Below are 17,288 nucleotides of genomic sequence, written 5' to 3' on the forward strand. Positions count from 1 at the left end.
GTCGTACCCGCAGCCGGTCCACCGTTTTCTTTACCCGGTCTTGGCATTCGGCGGCGCAACCATTCCGCCGCTACCAAAGCTTCACAGCAGCCCTCTGGCCGCGGCTTCCACCTGCGGTTTTCAATGGTCCGCACCATGTCATTGCTCCGTGCCCTGCTCAGCGGCGCCCGCGCGGTCCGGCACACCCCGCAGCTCGTCGACGGGCTGCCGCCGGACCACGCCGTGCTGCTCGACGCACCGGACGAGCGGCTCGGCCCCGCGCTGGTCTCCGCCGCCCTGGGCGACCACGCACCGGCCGCCGCGCTGCTCGCCGCGACGCGCGAGGCGGCCGAATGGGAGAGCCGCGACCGGTACGTGGTGCGGCTGGCCGCGTTCGCGCACGGCCGCGACGCATGGCTGGCGGGTTGGCTGGCCGACGCACCGCAGGACCCGGACGCCCTGCTGGTCCGGGCCGAGCTGGCGGTGCGCAAGGCGTGGGAGTCGCCCGCCCGCGCCGAGCGGCTGCGCGAGCTGGGGCCGGTGATCGAAGCGGCGGCCGCGGCGGCGCCGCGCGACCCGGTGCCGTGGCGCCTCGCGCTGGATCACGCACGCGGTACGCAGGCCACGCACACGGCGTTCGAGGCGCTGTGGGAGCAGGCGGTGCGCCGCTCCGCGCACCACTACGGCTGCCATGTGGCCGCGCTCGAGTACCTGTCGGCGCAGTGCTGCGCCCGCCGTGACGCGACCCCGGGCACCCGCCGCTGCGCGTACCGCGAGTGCTTCGACTTCGCCGAGCAGGCCGCCGCCGACGCCCTCCCCGATTCGCTGATACGGGCGCTGCCGGTACGGGCCGCCTGCACGCAGTTGCTGGCCGGCGGCGGCGCGTCCGCCCCGGCCGAACGGATCGACGCGGCCGCGGACCTGGCGGCGGAGCTGTCCGCGCGGTACGCGCCGGGCGATCCGTGGCCGGCGGAGGTGCGCAACGTGCTCGCGTACGTGCTGGTGGCGCGGGGGCGGTGGGCCGCCGCACTGGAGGAGTTCCGGCTCATCGGGCCGCACGCCACGTCGTTTCCATGGGCCTCGCCGGGGGACGATCCGCTCGGCCGGTTCCTCGACGCGCGTGACGCGGTGCGCCGCGAACTGGCTCCGGCCGTGCCGTTGCGCGGACGGGCCGGTCGTGGCCGGAGCGGCGGCCATTAGGCTAGACCGCTGTGACCACCGCTCGCCTGCCCCTCTTCCCGCTGAACGCGGTGCTGTTCCCCGGCCTCGTGCTGCCGCTCAACGTCTTCGAGGAGCGTTATCGCGCCATGATGCGCGAGCTGCTGAAGACCGACGAGTCCGAACCGCGCCGCTTCGCCGTCGTCGCCATCCGCGACGGGCGCGAGGTCGCACCGACCGCGCCCGGCATGCCGGACCAGACCGGGCTGCCCGAGAAGGGGCCGGCCGCCGGGTTCGGCCCGGACCCGATCCAGGCGTTCCACCGGGTGGGCTGCATCGCGGACGCGGCCACCATCCGGGAGCGGTCCGACGGCAGCTTCGAGGTGCTGGCGACCGGCACGCGGCGCGTGAAGGTGCTGTCGGTCGACGCGGACGGACCGTTCCTGACCGCCGAGCTGGAGGAGCTGGAGGAGGAGCCGGGCGAGGGAGCGGGCGCGCTCGCCGAGGGTGTCCTGCGCGCCTTCCGCACCTACCAGAAGCGGCTCGCGGGCGCCCGTGAGCGCTCGCTGGCGACGGGCGTGGAGCTGCCCGACGATCCGTCGGTCGTCTCGTACCTGGTGGCCGCGGCGGCGGTGCTGGACACGCCCGCCAAGCAGCGGCTGCTCCAGGCGCCGGACACCGCGACGCGGTTGCGCGAGGAGCTGCACCTGCTGCGCTCGGAGACGGCGGTGCTGCGGCACCTGCCGTCGCTGCCGGCGGTGGAACTGACCCGCACCCCGACGAGCCCCAACTGACGCGAGGGACCGGACCCGACGTGGCGAAGAAGACCAGGAAGCAGGCCGGCGGCACCCCGGCGACGGTCGCCCTGACCGCCGCCGGCACGCCGTTCACGCTGCACGCGTACGACCACGACCCGGCGTCGCCCTCGTACGGGGAGGAGGCCGCCGAGGCGCTGGGGGTCTCCCCCGAGCGGGTGTTCAAGACGCTCGTCGCCGACGTGGACGGCGAGCTGACGGTGGCGGTGGTCCCGGTGGCCGGGCAGCTGGACCTGAAGGCCCTGGCGGCCGCGGTCGGCGGCAAGCGGGCGGCGATGGCCGACCCGGCGGCGGCCGAGCGGACGACGGGGTACGTCCGCGGCGGCATCTCGCCGCTCGGGCAGCGCAAGCGGCTGCGCACGGTCCTGGACGCGTCGGCCGAGCAGCACGCCACGATCTGCATCTCGGCGGGCCGCCGCGGCCTGGAGGTCGAGCTCGCCCCCAAGGACCTCGCCGCCCTCACGGACGCGGTCCTGGCCCCCATCGGCCGCGCCTGAGTCGTATCCGTGAAGTCCCGTCAGCCCGGCGGGCGGACGACGCTCCTTCGTGGACACTCCCCCAAGCCTTCCGGCCGGATCAGGCCGGACCGGGGAGCCACTGCGGAGCATGGGCGACCGACGACAGGGCCGCGAGGTGCGGTGTCCGGACGTCACGAGCCCGGCAGGTGATACGTAGAGAGCGGCCCCGGGTTCCGGTGGACCCGAATCGGCCGGGAACCGGGCCGGCGCTGCCCGCGGGCCGCGGCTCAGTCCCCGTGGGCGGGCGGCGGGGAAGGCGGCCCGTACAGGTCCCACTCCGGCTCCGGGTCCCGCGGCGTGAAGAGCGCCGTCAGCCCCAGGTGGACGATCATCGCGGCGACCGGCCACGCCAGCAGCGCGCCGTGCGCGCCCAGCTCCAGCGGCGCGTCGAAGACCACACCCTGACCCACCGCGCGGGCGTGTGCCACCACATCGTGCGTGGGGCCCAGCATCGTCCCGATGCCCCAGCCGAGCAGGGAGCCCAGCAGGCCGCCCAGCGCCAGGCCGACGACCACCGCGATGCCGCCGTGGCGGCGCGTGCACCAGAACACGACCGCCGCGCTCAGCGCACCGAGGGCCAGCGCGAGCAGCGTGAACGTTCCGTCCGCACCGACGGCGCTCTCGCCCTCGGTCTCCTTCAGGAACACCGCCTTGCCGTCCGAGATCAGCGGGATCCGCGGCGCGAGCCACAGCCACAGCAGCCCCAGCGCCACGCCCGCGACCATCACGCCGAGCAGTACCACGGCGCCCTGCCGCAGCTCCGTGGCGACGTCCGGCGACGCGTCGTCCGCGGCCTTGGAGGCGGCGGAGGGGTACGGCGGCGGCCAGGAGGAGTCCTGCGGGGGTGGCTGGTGAGGCGGCGTCAACGGTGCGGTCACCCTGCCATCGTGCCAGGCCCCCGGCGGGCCTGCCTCACCGGACCGCCGCACGCCGGTACGCCCACGTCGCGACGGTCAGCGAGAGGACGCCGACGGCCGCGCAGACCCCGAGGTCGACGCCGACCGCCGCCCAGTCGGGACGGGCGTCGAAGGTGCGGGCGAGCGCCTCGACCCCGTACGTCGACGGCAGCAGGTCCCGTGCCCATCCGATCGGCTCCGGCAGCCGGCCGGCGGGCAGCACGCCCAGCAGCAGCGCCGCCGACATCCCGAGCTGGCCCAGCAGCGTGGCGAGTTCCTGCCGCGGCGCGAGCAGCCCGAGCGCCGCGCCGAGCCCCGCGAGCGCCGCCCCGGCGAGCGGCACGACCGCGCCGAGGATCCACAGGTGCGTCAGCGGCAGCTGGAAGAGGACGGAGCCGACGACCGCGGTCACCACCGTCCCCGGCACGGTGAAGGAGGCGTAGGCGCCGGCCGCGCCCAGCACCACCGCGGCGGGCGGCACCGGCAGCGTGGCGTAGTGGTCGAGTCCGCCGCTCGCCCGCAGCTGCCCGAAGTACTGGGCGAGCAGGTTGAGCGCGACGAAGGCGACCACGAGCACGGACGACCCCGCGACGACCGCCCGCGCCTCGGCGCCGCCGTCGACGACGCCCCGCATCAGCACCATGATCCCGACGGACTGGAAGGTGGCGACGAACAGCAGCGGAATGCGGGCCACCCGGGCCCGGGACAGCTGTGCCCGGTACACGGCGGCGAGCGCGGGCAGCAGCCGTGCCGTCGGCGCGAGGGGTGCGGCGCCGCTCGCGGCGGGGTCACCGGCCGGCGCGGTGACGACCGCTCCGGGCGACAGGGTGGCCCGTACGGGCAGGATGCTCACCTGATGCTCCTGTTCATGCCTTGACCAGGCCTTTCGCCTCGCCGCCCAGCGCGAGGTACACGTCCTCCAGGCTGGGCGTGGCGACCGTGAAGTCGTCGAGCGCCGCGAACGCCGCGCCGCCGGTCACCGCCGCGACCGCGGCCCGTGCTTCCTCCGGCGCGAGCCGCAGCACCCACCGGCGCCCGTGCTCCTGGGCGGAGGCGCGCAGGGCGGCGACCTCCGGGACGTCGAGCGGCGCGCGTTCACGCCACACGAGTTCCACCCGTACGTCACCGGCCACCTGCTCCTTGAGCCCGGCCGGGGTGTCGCAGGCGATCACCCGGCCCCGTTCGAGGACGGCCACCCGGTCGAGCACGGTCTCCGCCTCGATGACGTTGTGGGTGACGAGGACGACGGTGGTGCCGTGCTCGGCGCGCCGCCGGTCGACCGCCGCCCACACGGCGCGCCGGGCGACCGGGTCCATACCGGTGGTCGGCTCGTCGAGGATCAGCAGGGGCCGCTCCCCGACCAGGGCGGTGGCGAAGCAGGCGAGCCGGCGCTGGCCGCCGGACAGCCGCTTCAGGGGGCGTCCGGCGAGCTCGGTCAGGCCCAGCTCGGCGAGGACCGCGTCCCGCTCGGCCCGCGCCTGCCGGGCGGTGAGCCCGCGCAGCCGTCCGGTCGTCTCGGCGGCGAGCGCCACGGTCAGCTCGTCGAGCGCGGTGGACTCCTGCCCGAGGTAGCCGATCAGCCGGGCCGCCCGCTCGGGGTGGCGTACGAGGTCGTGTCCCAGCACCTCGACGGTGCCGGAGTCGGGCCGCATCAGACCGGTGAGCTGGCGTACGAGGGTGGACTTGCCGGCGCCGTTGGGGCCGAGCAGGCCGAAGATCTCCCCGCCGCGGACGTCCAGGCCGACCCCGTCGGTGGCGCGCACCGCCGGGGTCGCGGGGGTCCCTCTCCGGGCGCGCGCGGCGGGGTACGTCTTGACCAGGTCCCGCACCACGCACACCGTACTCACGAGGGATGAGCCTAAAGGGTCGGGCTGCCCTATTCGCCCACGGGGGCGGGTTCGGCGGCCGTCCGGACGTCGATCTCCCTCCAGAAGCCGGCCCGGATCGCGTACCGGTCGTGCTCGTCGATCTGGTCGTCCTTGTGCGCGAGCAGCCCGAACCGGGCGGCGTAGCGCAGCAGCTCGCCGTCGATGCGGTGCGGGATGCGCGGGTACATGCTGGACAGTTTCCCGACGTGGCTCTGGTCCGGCAGCCGCTCCATCCAGCGCCGTGCGAAGACCTGCCCGACCTCGAAGGGGTCGCCGCCGACGGTGGTGATGTCCTCCTCGCGGTCGGCCCAGCGCTGCTCGGCGCTGGTCAGCTGGGCGAGGGTGGGGAGGGAGGCCGTCTCGGGCGGCTCGCCGAGCTGGCTGCCGGGGCGGTCGACCCAGCCGCGGTCGGAGGACCAGCGCAGGGTGGCGTTGGCGGGCTGGGCGGCGGGGGTCTGGGGGTGGCCGGGGCCGCGCAGCCCGGCGAGGTCCTTGGGGGTCGGCACGCCCTTGCCGCCGTTCGGTCCGGACGGGGCGCCCGATCCGTTGGCGCCGGCGGCGGGCGGGGCGGCGGGGGCCGGCGCCGTCCGGTCCGCGGATCCGTCGCGTACGGCGGCGGGGGCGGTCCGGCCGCCGGAGCCGGCCGCGGTGCCGAAGGTCTCCGGGGCGGAGGAGGCGGTGGAGCCGTTCGCGTCGAAGGCCGCGGGGGCGGACTCGGGCAGCGGGGCGGAGAGGATGGCGGCGATCTCGGGGCGCGGGGCGGGGGGCGGGGCGCAGACGCCGCCCGGTTCCTTGGCCCGCACCGCCCGGGTGATCCACTCCCGGTCGAGGACGCGTCGTTCGTCGGCCTCGGCGACCAGGTCCTCGGACTGGTTGTAGTCGCCGTCGGCGGCCTGCACCGCCCAGAGGTGGACGGCGACGCCGTGCTCCTTCGCCGACATCAGGCCGGGCAGCAGGTCGCCGTCGCCGGTGACGAGCACGACGTCGGAGCAGGCGCGGTTGCGGGCCAGCTCGGTGAGTTCGGCGTGCATCGCGGCGTCGACGCCCTTCTGCGCCCAGCGTCCGTCGCTGCGGGTCAGGGCTCCCAGCCGGACGGTGACCCGGGGCATCACGCGGAGCCTGCGGTGTTCCGGCTGGGGGACCCGGTCGGGGGCGCCGTCGAACCAGTAGATCCGCAGCAAGGGCTGGGCCGTGTCGCTTTCGGCGCGTTCACGCAGGCCCTGGATGAGGGCGGCGTGGTCGACGGTGATCCGTGAGCGGGCCGGTTCCCCGGCAAGGAGGCTGGCGGCGGCGCCCAGCAGGTAGCCGGCGTCCACCAGAACGACGCAGCGGTCCACGTGTTCCACCCTCTTTCGGGAACCTCGGGATCGGAAGTTGCTTCGGTACGTACTACGGGAAATGCTCGGGGTTTCTTCGAGTCTGCCCGACTGCCGGAGTGTTAACGGCCGGAACTGGATCACCGGCGTGGCGGATCACCCTACGCCTCGCACCCGGACCCCGACTACGGTCCGCAATGATCCAAAATGCGCGCGATTTACGCGTATGTGAGTCTGAACGCGGCCCTGGCCCCTACACCCCACGGAGGCATCACCATGGCCAAGAACAAGAAGCAGGACCGCAGTCAGACGAAGGCGTCGGCGGCCGAGGGGGGCACGCAGCAGGCGCAGAGCACGTCGATGGAGGCGCAGGCCGAGCAGCGGATATCGCACCTCACGCCGACCGATGTCGCCCACAAGGGCCGGCAGAAGCGCTTCGGCCACAACTGAGGTCCGTGACGGCGTCACGTCGGGCCGCCGGGTGACGGCGCCGCGACCGGCCGTATGACGTGCCAGAAGGGGCGCGCCCGTGACGACGGGCGCGCCCCTTCCGCGTACGGCGGGTGAGACCGGTCAGCCGGCCAGGCAGGACGGGCCGAGCAGCACCTTCAGGTCGCCGAAGAGCGCGGGGTCCGGCTGGACGCGGTGCCGGTCGAGCCGCAGCACGGTGGTGGACCGCGGCCCCTGGAGCTTGATCCGCACCTCGGTGTTGCCCTTGTGGTGGCTGAGGATCTCGCCGAGGCGGCTGACCATCGGCGGGGTGACCTTCACCGTGGGGATGGTGAGGACCACGGGCGCGTTGGTGCCGGCGGAGGACAGGTCGGGGACCATGAGCTCCATCGCGACGAGCCGCGGCACGTCCTCGCGCTTGTCCAGGCGGCCCTTGACGAAGACGACCGTGTCCTCGACGAGCTGGGTGGACACCAGCTGGTACGTGGCCGGGAAGAACATGCACTCGATGGAGCCGGCCAGGTCCTCGACGGTGGCGTTGGCCCAGGCGTTGCCCTGCTTGGTCATCTTGCGCTGGAGGCCGGAGATGATGCCGCCGATGGTGACGACCGCGCCGTCGGCGTGCTCGCCGCCGGTGAGCTGGGAGATCGCGGCGTCCGACTTGTCGGACAGGACGTGTTCGATGCCGAAGAGCGGGTGGTCGGAGACGTAGAGCCCGAGCATCTCGCGCTCCTGGGCGAGCAGGTAGGACTTCTCCCACTCGATGTCGGAGAACTCGACATCGAGGCCGAAGCCCGGTTCGCTGGTCTCCTCGTCGCCCATGCCGCCGAAGAGGTCGAACTGTCCCTCGGCCTCCTTGCGCTTGACCGCCACCACGTTGTCGATCATCGCTTCGTGGTGGGCGACCAGGCTCTTGCGGGTGTGGCCCATGGTGTCGAAGGCGCCTGCCTTGATGAGCGACTCGACGGTGCGCTTGTTGCAGACGACCACTTCGACCTTGTCGAGGAAGTCGGGGAAGGAGCTGTACTTCCCCTTCGACTTGCGGCACTTGATGATCGACTCGACGACGTTCGTACCGACGTTCCGCACGGCGGAGAGGCCGAAGAGGATGACGTCGTCACCCTGGGCGGCGAAGTTCGCCTCGGACTCGTTGACGTTGGGCGGCAGCACCTTGATGCCCATGCGGCGGCACTCGTTCAGGTAGACGGCGGACTTGTCCTTGTCGTCCTTGACCGAGGTGAGCAGCGCCGCCATGTACTCGGCGGGGTGGTTGGCCTTGAGGTACGCCGTCCAGTACGAGACGAGGCCGTACGCGGCGGAGTGCGCCTTGTTGAAGGCGTAGCCGGCGAAGGGGACCAGCACGTCCCACAGCGCCTGGATGGCCTCGTCGCTGTAGCCGTTCTTCTTTGCACCGGCCTGGAAGATCGTGAAGTTCTTCGCCAGTTCCTCGGGCTTCTTCTTGCCCATGACGCGGCGGAGGATGTCGGCCTCGCCGAGCGAGTAGCCGGCGATGATCTGGGCGGCCTTCTGCACCTGCTCCTGGTAGACGATCAGGCCGTAGGTGACGCCGAGGACCTCCTTGAGCGGTTCCTCCAGCTCCGGGTGGATCGGGGTGATCTCCTGCTGGCCGTTCTTGCGCAGCGCGTAGTTCGTGTGCGAGTTCATGCCCATCGGGCCCGGCCGGTAGAGGGCCGAGACGGCGGAGATGTCCTCGAAGTTGTCGGGCTTCATCAGCCGCAGCAGGGACCGCATGGGGCCGCCGTCGAACTGGAAGACGCCGAGGGTGTCGCCGCGCTGGAGCAGCTCGAAGGTGGTCGGGTCGTCGAGCGGCAGGCTCAGGAGATCGATGTCGATCCCCTTGTTGGCCTTCACCATCTTGACGGCGTCGTCCATGATCGTCAGGTTGCGCAGGCCCAGGAAGTCCATCTTCAGCAGGCCGAGCGACTCGCAGCTCGGGTAGTCCCACTGCGTGATGGTGACGCCGTCGGTGTGCCTGACCCAGACGGGGACGTGGTCGACGATCGGCTCGCTGGACATGATCACGCCGGCGGCGTGCACGCCCATCTGCCGCACCAGGCCCTCGACACCGCGGGCGGTGTCGATGACCTTCTTCACGTCCGGTTCGTTCTCGTACATCCCGCGGACCTCGCCGGCCTCCGAGTAGCGGGGGTGGGAGGGGTCGGTGATGCCGGAGAGCGGGATGCCCTTGCCGAGGACGTCGGCGGGCATGGCCTTGGTGATGCGGTCGCCCATCGCGTACGGGTAGCCCAGCACGCGCGCGGAGTCCTTGATCGCGTTCTTGGCCTTGATCGTGCCGTACGTGCCGATCATGGCGACCTTGTCCTCGCCGTACTTCTCGGTCACGTACCTGATCACCTCGACGCGCCTGCGCTCGTCGAAGTCGATGTCGACATCGGGCATGGAGACGCGCTCGGGGTTGAGGAAGCGCTCGAAGATCAGGCCGTGCGGGATCGGGTCGAGGTCGGTGATGCCCAGGGCGTACGCCACGATCGAGCCGGCCGCGGAGCCGCGGCCGGGGCCCACCGCGATGCCCTGGTTCTTGGCCCACATGATGAAGTCGGCGACGACGAGGAAGTACCCCGGGAACCCCATCTGGATGATGACGTCCATCTCGTACTCGACCTGCTGCTGGCGGTCCTCCGGGATGCCGCCGGGGAAGCGGCGGTGCATGCCGCGCTGGACTTCCTCCTTGAACCAGCTGACCTCGGTGTGGCCCTCGGGGATGTCGAACTTCGGCATGAGGTCGCGCTTCTCGAACATGCCGGCGGTGTCGACCTGCTCGGCGACCAGGAGGGTGTTGGCGCAGCCCTCCTGCCAGGCGTCCGAGGAGTCGATGGCGTACATCTCGTCGGTGGACTTGAGGTAGTAGCCGGTGCCGTCGAACTTGAAGCGGTCGGGGTCGGAGAGGTTCTTGCCGGTCTGGATGCACAGCAGCGCGTCGTGGGCGGAGGCCTCGTGCGCGTAGGTGTAGTGCGAGTCGTTGGTGACCAGGGGCGGGATGCCGAGCTTCTTGCCGATCTCCAGCAGGCCGTCGCGGACCCGGCGCTCGATCTCGATGCCGTGGTCCATCAGCTCCAGGAAGTACCGGTCCTTGCCGAAGATGTCCTGGTACTCGGAGGCCGACTTGAGGGCCTCGTCGAACTGGCCGAGGCGCAGCCGGGTCTGGAGCTCGCCCGAGGGGCAGCCGGTGGAGGCGATCAGCCCTTCCGACCACTTGGCGATGGTCTCCTTGTCCATGCGCGGCCACTTCTGCAGCCAGCCCTCCTTGTAGGCGTCGGAGGAGAGCCGGAACAGGTTGTGCAGGCCGGTCGCGTTCGCCGCCCAGATCGTCTTGTGGGTGTAACCACCCGAACCGGAGACGTCGTCCCGCTTCTGGTGGGGCTGGCCCCACTGGATCTTGCGCTTGTTGCGGCGCGACTCCGGGGCGACGTACGCCTCGATGCCGATGATCGGGGTGACCCCCGCCTTCTTCGCGGAGTGGAAGAAGTCGTACGCCCCGTGGAGGTTGCCGTGGTCGGACATGGCGATGTGCGTCATGCCCATCTCGTTGCAGGCGTTGAACATGTCCTTGAGCCGCGCGGCACCGTCCAGCAGGGAGTACTGGGTGTGCACGTGAAGGTGCGTGAACGGCGGCTTCGACACGGCTGCGGCCTCCGGGGGTCGGGGATGGGGGACAGCCGGAAGTCTACGTCTCCCCACTGACAGCGGACGCGGGCGGCGCGGGCGCCGGAAGAAGTCCCGGTGCCACCGCCCGGGGGCGGCGGACGGGCACGCGGCGGTACGGTCGCGCGTTGAGACGGACGGACCACCCGTCCGTTTTGTCATGTACGAAGCTCTGTACGAGACCCTGCCCGCAACCCCGCACGAAACCGTGTACGCACCGCACCAGGAGGCACCCCGCGATGTCGGTCCCCCAGCCCACCGTCGAGGAACGCGGTGAGCAGATCCTCTCCGTCTTCGGCACCGCCTTCGGCGAGCTCCTGGCCGCCGACCCGGCCGCCTTCCGGGTCAAGTTCCGGAAGATGGCCGCCTCGGCCTTCGCCTTCTACCGGGGCACGGCGTGCCTCTTCTACGCCGACCTGGACCAGGAGGGGCAGGGCGGGCCGTACCTGGACGAGCGGACGAGCCGGGTCTGGATCCACGGTGATCTGCACGCCGAGAACTTCGGCACGTACATGGACGCCAACGGCCGGCTGATCTTCAACGTGAACGACTTCGACGAGGCGTACGTCGGGCCGTTCACCTGGGATCTGAAGCGCCTGTCGGCCTCCCTGGCGCTGATCGGCTACACCAAGGCGCTGAGTGACGAGCAGATCACCGAGCTGGTGCTGATCTGCGCCGCCGCCTACCGGGAGCGGATCCACGCGCTGGCGAGCGGCGCCGGGCGCGGTGTGAGGGACGAGCTGCCGCCCTTCACCCTGGAGACGGCCCAGGGTCCGCTGCTGGACGCGCTGCGCGTCGCGCGCTCGCTGACCCGGTTCGGGCTGCTGGAGTCGATGACCGAGATCCGCGACTTCGAGCGGCGCTTCGGCTCCGGTGCCGGGACGGTCGAGCTGGACGCGGCGACCCGGTACAAGGTGCTGGCGGCCTTCGACGGCTACCTGGAGACCCTGCCCGAGTCGAGCCTGGCCCGGCCCGACTCGTACCGCGTGAAGGACGTGGTGGGGCGGCGCGGCATCGGCATCGGCTCGGCCGGGCTGCCGTCGTACAACATCCTGCTTGAGGGCAACAGCGACGCCCTGGAGAACGACGTCGTGATCTACATGAAGCAGGCGCAGACCCCCGCGGTGTCCCGTCATGTGACGGACCCCGCGGTGCGCGCGTACTTCCGGCACGAGGGGCACCGCACGGTCATCTCCCAGCGGGCGCTCCAGGCGCACGCGGACCCGTGGCTCGGCTGGACCGAGCTGGACGGTGCCGGGCAGCTGGTGGCGGAGGTCTCGCCGTACGCCGTGGACCTGGACTGGTCGGACATCGACGACCCCGAGGAGATCGCGGCGACCGTCGCGGACCTGGGGCGGGCGACGGCGACGATGCACGCGGCGGCGGACGACGAGAGCGGCCACTCCCTGGTGCCGTTCTCCACGGAGCGGGCCATCGACGCGGCGATCGCCGCGGACGAGGAGGGCTTCGGCGCGCTCCTGGTGGACTTCGCGCACCGCTACGGCGCCCGGGCGCGGGCGGACCACCAGATCTTCGTCGACCTGTTCCGCAACGGCCGCATCCCGGGACTGTAGGGACCGGCGCCTTATCCCGGACTGCGCGGGACCGGCCGCGAGCCGGGACCGAGAGGGACCGGCGCCTTATCCCGGACTGCGCGGGACCGGCCGCGAGCCGGGACCGAGAGGGACCGGCCGCAGCCCAGGCCTGTGGAGGACCGGCCGGTCCGGAAGGGACGGCCGGATCCTTAGGGACCGCTTACCGGCGGGCATGGCACACTCTGTCGGCGATGGACGACATATCCGGGACCCGGCTCAGGGGGCTGCGGGCGGCGCTCTTCACGGCACTCGTCGTGACGCTGTCCGCCGCCTCCCACGTGCTGCTGTCCCGGACGCCGCTGCCCCTCGTGACGGTCGCCGCGGTCACGGCCGGGGTGTTCGCCGTCGCGTACGCGCTCGCGGGCGGCGCCGAGCGGGGCTTCTGGCGGATCGCGGGGCTGCTGGTCCCGCTGGAGCTGGCCGCCGACACCGTCTTCACCTCCGGTCAGCACGCCTGCTACGGCCCGGCCGGCGGCCCCGTGGCGGGCTCGCTGCGGGCGGTGGGCGTCGACGTGCTGTGCGGGGGCGCGGTGGGCGGGCCGTTGCCCGCGGTCGCCGGGCCGCCCGCCGGCGCGGCCACCCTGCTGCACTCCCCCGACCCGGCGCTGCCCTGGCTGCTGCTCGCCGCGCACGTCTCGGTCGGGCTGGTCGCCGCGGCCTGGCTGCGCCGCGGCGAGAGCGCGCTCGCCTCACTGCTGCGGACGGCGGCGGTGTCCGCGTTCCGGCCGCTGCTGGTCGCGGTCGCCGCGGTGGGGACGCCCCGGCGGATCGTACGGCGGGGTCCGCGCCCCCTCGGCCGCCCGCTCGCCGTGCGGCGCGGGCTCCTCGTGCACTCCGTGGGCCGGCGTGGACCGCCGCCCTGCCCGGCGGCTCTCCCCGTCTGAGCAGAGCCGAGCAGAGCCTCGCCGGGCGTCCCGGCGGTCCACCCCTCACCCACACCCTCCACGGAGAAGTACGACCATGAGTGCACGCAACAGCCAGGCCAACAAGGCGGCAGCCCGCGAGCGGCTGCGCCAGGAGCGCGAGCGCCAGGCGAAGAAGGACAGGATGCGGCGGCAGATCACCGTCGGCGTCTCGGCCCTCGCCGTCCTGGGGCTGGCCGGAGGCATCGGCTACGCCGTCGTGCAGGCCAACAAGCCCTCCCACTGGGAGGCCATGAAGGACGAGAAGAACGTCACGGCGCCGAAGAACACCACCGGCGACGACGGCACCACGATCGTCATCGGCAAGCCGACCGCCAAGAAGACGCTGGAGCTGTACGAGGACTCCCGCTGCCCGATCTGCGCCGTCTTCGAGCAGCAGGTCGGCGAGACCATCGAGAAGGACGTCGACGCCGGCAAGTACAAGATCCAGTACATCGGTGCGACGTTCATCGACAACAGCGACCAGGGCGAGGGCTCCAAGAACGCCCTCTCCGCACTGGGTGCCGCACTGAACGTCGGCCCGGACGCGTTCCTGGACTACAAGGCGGCGCTGTACTCCGCGAAGTTCCACCCGGAGGAGTCGCAGGACAAGTTCGCCAAGGACTCCTACCTGCTGGAGGTGGCGGAGTCGGTGCCGGCGCTGAAGAACAACGCCGCCTTCAAGAAGGACGTGGAGCAGGGCACCTTCGACGCGTGGGCGATGAAGATGTCCGCGTCCTTCGAGGACAGCGGGGTCAAGGGCACGCCGACGCTGAAGATGGACGGCAAGACCATCACGGGCGCGGACGGCCAGGGCGCGCCCATGACGGCGGCCGAGTTCACCACGGCGGTCGGCAAGGCCCTCAAGGGCTGACGGAAACGGGGCCGCACCGCCCGGTGAGGGCGGTCCGGCGCGGGGGCCACGGGCAGGCGAACTTTCCGGTTTTCGCCTGCCCGTTGGTCATACTGATCAGTAATGTGATGGCCCGTGACCAGTCGACACATTCCCGCTCCGAGCCGCCGCGCGGTCGTCAAGGCCGCCGCCGCCACCGCGGTCGCCGCCCCCGTCCTCGCCGCCGCCCCGTCCGCCGCCGCGGACATCCGAACGCCCGTCTTCCTCCACGGTGTCGCCTCCGGTGACCCCCTCCCGGACGGCGTCCTGCTGTGGACGCGCGTCACGCCGGCCGCCGACGCGCTGCCAGGGTCCGGCAAGGGCCCCGACGCGGAGGTGAGATGGGAAGTCGCGCAGGACCGTTCCTTCACGGGCGTCGTCGCCCGGGGCGCCGTCATGGCGACGGCCGCCACCGACCACACCGTCAAGGTGGACGTAAGAGGCCTGCACCAGGCGACCGACTATTACTTCCGGTTCACCGTGGGGACGGACGTCTCCCCCGTCGGCCGTACCCGCACCGCCCCGGCCGCCGATGCCGCCGCGCCGGGCATCCGGTTCGGCGTGGTCTCCTGCGCCAACTGGGAGTCGGGCTGGTTCTCCGCGTACCGCCACCTCGCCGCCCGCTCCGACCTGGACGCGGTCCTCCATCTCGGCGACTACATCTACGAGTACGGCACCGGCAGCTACCCGAAGCCGGAGCACGTGGTCCGTCCGCACGCCCCGGCGCACGAGATCGTCACGCTGGCGGACTACCGGCTGCGCCACGCCACCTACAAGTCGGACGCCGACCTCCAGGCGCTGCACGCCGCGCACCCGGTGATCGCGATATGGGACGACCACGAGTTCGCCGACGACACGTGGTCCGGCGGGGCCGACAACCACACCCCCGGCGCGGAGGGCGACTGGGCGGCGCGCGTCGCGGCGGCCAAGCAGGCGTACTTCGAGTGGATGCCGGTCCGCACCTCCACGGAAGGCACCGTCTACCGGCGGCTGCGCTTCGGCAAGCTGGCCGATCTGCACCTGCTGGACCTGCGCTCGTTCCGCTCGCAGCAAGCCTCCACGGGCAGCGGCCGGGTGGACGACCCGGACCGTACGATCACGGGGCGCGCCCAGCTGGACTGGCTGAAGGCGGGGCTGGCGGCCTCCGACAGCTCCTGGAAGCTGGTCGGTACGTCGGTGATGATCTCGCCGGTCGCCTTCGGCTCCCTGCCGGCCCATCTGCTGGAGCCCGTCGCGGAGCTGCTGGGCCTGCCGTCGGGCGGGCTGGCCGTCAACGTGGACCAGTGGGACGGCTACACCGACGACCGCAAGGAGCTGCTCGCGCACCTCACCGACCGGTCCATCACCAACACCGTCTTCCTCACCGGTGACATCCACATGGCATGGGCCAACGACGTGCCGGTGAAGGCGGCGACGTACCCGCTGTCGCGGTCGGCGGCGACCGAGTTCGTGGTGACGTCGGTGACCTCCGACAACCTGGACGACATCCTCGGCGTGGCGCCCGGCACGGTCTCCGTGGTGGCCGCCGGAGCCGTCAAGGCCGCCAACCGCCATGTCAAGTGGATCGACATGGACAACCACGGCTACGGCGTCCTGGACGTGACCGCCGAGCGTGCCCAGATGGACTACTACGTCGTGTCCGACCGGACCCGGCCGGACGCCTCGTCGGCGTGGATCCGCTCATACCGGACGGTGAGTGGAACGCAGAAGGTCGAGCGGGTGTACGCGCCCGTACGCTGAGGCGACCCCCAGGGTCGATTTTCGGCCACCCGGCCGCGTGTTAACGGGAGATCACACCGTCGTCACGGGTGGTGTGTTCGACAGATCGAATACGGACACACCACCCGCCCGCGGTGGCGCATTCGTTACGTGCGCATCTCAACACCCGGACGAGGCCGCAGGATTTCTCCCTGATGTCTTCAATTACTCAACGATTGATTGGGCTTGTTCACTGCTCATCAAGATCTGACATGGCCACGTAATCTCCCCGCGGTGGCGAGGAAAGCCCTCTCCACAACCCCCCGCGAGGAGTCACCATGCGTGCTCTTGCCCGAATATCTCCGCGTATGCACCGCCGTGCACTCGGCACGGCGGTTATGGCCGGAACCCTGGCCCTCTTCCCGCTCTCCGCCCCGACGGGTGCCGCCGCCGCCAAGGCACCCGCCGCGGTCGCCGCGGAGGAGTGCGCGGACGACGAGGCCACGAGCGCCACCGCGCGCGAAGGCCGTCCCGGGGGCGCCGGGCACGCCCACGAGCCCAACGAGGTCACCGACGCCAAGGCCAAGGCCATGGACGCGGACCTGAAGAGGAGACTCGAGGCCGCGCGGGCGAACGGCGCCCGCGGCCTCACCGCCACCGCCACCACCATCCCGGTCTACTTCCACGTCATCCACGACGGCGAGACCGGCAAGCTCAGCGCGACCGACATCAGCCAGCAGCTCGCCGTCCTCAACTCGGCCTTCGGCGGCCAGGGCACCGGCAACGCCGACTCCGGCTTCCAGTTCACGCTGGCCGCCACGGACTACACGGACAACGCGGCCTGGTACAACCTCAGCTCCGGCTCCACCGAGGAGAAGGCCATGAAGTCGGCGCTCCGCAAGGGCGGGGCGAACGCGCTGAACTTCTACACCGCCAACCTCGGCGGCGGGCTGCTGGGCTGGGCCACCTTCCCGTCCTCGTACCAGTCCAACCCGACGATGGACGGCGTCGTCGTGCTCGACTCCTCGCTGCCGGGCGGGTCCGCCGCCAACTACGACCAGGGCGACACCGGCACCCACGAGGTCGGCCACTGGATGGGGCTCTACCACACCTTCCAGGGCGGCTGTAACGGCAACGGCGACTACGTCTCGGACACCCCGGCCGAGAAGAGCCCGGCGTACGAGTGCCCGACCGGCCGTGACAGCTGCGCCAGCAAGACGGGTGCCGACCCGATCCACAACTTCATGGACTACACCTACGACGCCTGCATGTACCAGTTCACCTCGGGCCAGGTGCAGCGCATGAAGGACCACTGGACCGCCTACCGCGCCGGCTGACGGCCGCACCGGCCCGCTTGCGGCCGGCCGCGGTCACCCGCGATCACCGCGGACATCCGCGCTCTTTCGCGGCCGGCCACTCGCCCGCGGTCGCGGGCCCGCCCCCCGCCCCCGCCCGGGGGGGGGGGGCCCCCGCCGGGGGGGGGGAGGCCCTCCACCAAGTACAACGCGCTGCGGGAG

Annotated in this window: 14 protein-coding genes; 9 read left to right on the top strand and 5 right to left on the bottom strand. The window is 72.0% G+C overall.

Going from position 1 to position 17,288, the window contains the following annotated elements; all coding sequences use genetic code 11:
- Nucleotides 1-123 precede the first annotated feature (123 nt).
- Genes ACIA79_RS13010 through ybaK form a run of 3 tightly spaced genes read left to right on the top strand, consistent with a single transcriptional unit; the run spans nucleotide 124 to nucleotide 2,449 of the window.
- Nucleotides 124-1,179, top strand: a complete 1,056-nt coding sequence (locus tag ACIA79_RS13010; RefSeq protein WP_399428268.1) for a hypothetical protein — start codon at nucleotides 124-126, stop codon at nucleotides 1,177-1,179.
- Nucleotides 1,180-1,190: 11 nt separating this feature from the next.
- Entirely contained in the window at nucleotides 1,191-1,931 is a 741-nt protein-coding gene (locus tag ACIA79_RS13015) for an LON peptidase substrate-binding domain-containing protein (RefSeq protein WP_399428269.1), read from the top strand.
- Between the two features lie 20 nt (nucleotides 1,932-1,951).
- Complete coding sequence (gene ybaK / locus ACIA79_RS13020) at nucleotides 1,952-2,449, top strand: Cys-tRNA(Pro) deacylase (RefSeq protein WP_399428270.1); 498 nt, start codon at nucleotides 1,952-1,954, stop codon at nucleotides 2,447-2,449.
- Between the two features lie 248 nt (nucleotides 2,450-2,697).
- Here the strand turns inward: ybaK and ACIA79_RS13025 are convergent, their stop codons facing one another.
- The 4 genes from ACIA79_RS13025 to ACIA79_RS13040 are packed head-to-tail and all read right to left on the bottom strand — an operon-like array spanning nucleotide 2,698 to nucleotide 6,580.
- Nucleotides 2,698-3,348 carry a DUF2567 domain-containing protein gene (locus ACIA79_RS13025; RefSeq protein ID WP_399428271.1) on the bottom strand — a complete coding sequence of 217 codons (651 nt, stop codon included), beginning with the start codon at nucleotides 3,346-3,348 and terminating at the stop codon, nucleotides 2,698-2,700.
- Between the two features lie 34 nt (nucleotides 3,349-3,382).
- Complete coding sequence (locus ACIA79_RS13030; protein ID WP_399428379.1) at nucleotides 3,383-4,192, bottom strand: ABC transporter permease; 810 nt, start codon at nucleotides 4,190-4,192, stop codon at nucleotides 3,383-3,385.
- A gap of 40 nt (nucleotides 4,193-4,232) precedes the next feature.
- Nucleotides 4,233-5,195 carry an ABC transporter ATP-binding protein gene (locus ACIA79_RS13035; protein ID WP_399428380.1) on the bottom strand — a complete coding sequence of 321 codons (963 nt, stop codon included), beginning with the start codon at nucleotides 5,193-5,195 and terminating at the stop codon, nucleotides 4,233-4,235.
- 47 nt (nucleotides 5,196-5,242) lie between these two features.
- A complete protein-coding gene (locus ACIA79_RS13040) occupies nucleotides 5,243-6,580 on the bottom strand; it encodes an NYN domain-containing protein (protein ID WP_399428272.1) in 1,338 nt (445 codons plus the stop codon).
- A gap of 246 nt (nucleotides 6,581-6,826) precedes the next feature.
- Between ACIA79_RS13040 and ACIA79_RS13045 the strand changes: the two genes are divergently transcribed.
- Complete coding sequence (locus ACIA79_RS13045; protein ID WP_399428273.1) at nucleotides 6,827-7,000, top strand: hypothetical protein; 174 nt, start codon at nucleotides 6,827-6,829, stop codon at nucleotides 6,998-7,000.
- 123 nt (nucleotides 7,001-7,123) lie between these two features.
- Here the strand turns inward: ACIA79_RS13045 and dnaE are convergent, their stop codons facing one another.
- Entirely contained in the window at nucleotides 7,124-10,663 is a 3,540-nt protein-coding gene (dnaE, locus tag ACIA79_RS13050) for a DNA polymerase III subunit alpha (protein WP_399428274.1), read from the bottom strand.
- Nucleotides 10,664-10,923: 260 nt separating this feature from the next.
- Here dnaE and ACIA79_RS13055 point away from each other — a divergent pair, with 260 nt between their 5' ends.
- The 5 genes from ACIA79_RS13055 to ACIA79_RS13075 all read left to right on the top strand — a co-directional run bounded on the left by ACIA79_RS13055 (nucleotide 10,924) and on the right by ACIA79_RS13075 (nucleotide 17,108).
- Complete coding sequence (locus ACIA79_RS13055; protein WP_399428276.1) at nucleotides 10,924-12,258, top strand: DUF2252 domain-containing protein; 1,335 nt, start codon at nucleotides 10,924-10,926, stop codon at nucleotides 12,256-12,258.
- A 212-nt stretch (nucleotides 12,259-12,470) separates the two neighbouring features.
- Entirely contained in the window at nucleotides 12,471-13,163 is a 693-nt protein-coding gene (locus ACIA79_RS13060) for a hypothetical protein (protein ID WP_399428277.1), read from the top strand.
- A 76-nt stretch (nucleotides 13,164-13,239) separates the two neighbouring features.
- Nucleotides 13,240-14,055 (top strand): DsbA family protein, encoded by an 816-nt coding sequence (locus tag ACIA79_RS13065; protein ID WP_399428278.1) that lies wholly within the window; start codon nucleotides 13,240-13,242, stop codon nucleotides 14,053-14,055.
- 114 nt (nucleotides 14,056-14,169) lie between these two features.
- A complete protein-coding gene (locus ACIA79_RS13070) occupies nucleotides 14,170-15,813 on the top strand; it encodes an alkaline phosphatase D family protein (protein WP_399428279.1) in 1,644 nt (547 codons plus the stop codon).
- Nucleotides 15,814-16,169: 356 nt separating this feature from the next.
- Entirely contained in the window at nucleotides 16,170-17,108 is a 939-nt protein-coding gene (locus ACIA79_RS13075; protein WP_399428280.1) for a zinc metalloprotease, read from the top strand.
- The last annotated feature ends 180 nt before the right edge of the window (nucleotides 17,109-17,288 follow it).

The sequence above is a fragment of the Streptomyces sp. NPDC051310 genome (genome assembly GCF_044455245.1).
Classification (GTDB): domain Bacteria; phylum Actinomycetota; class Actinomycetes; order Streptomycetales; family Streptomycetaceae; genus Streptomyces.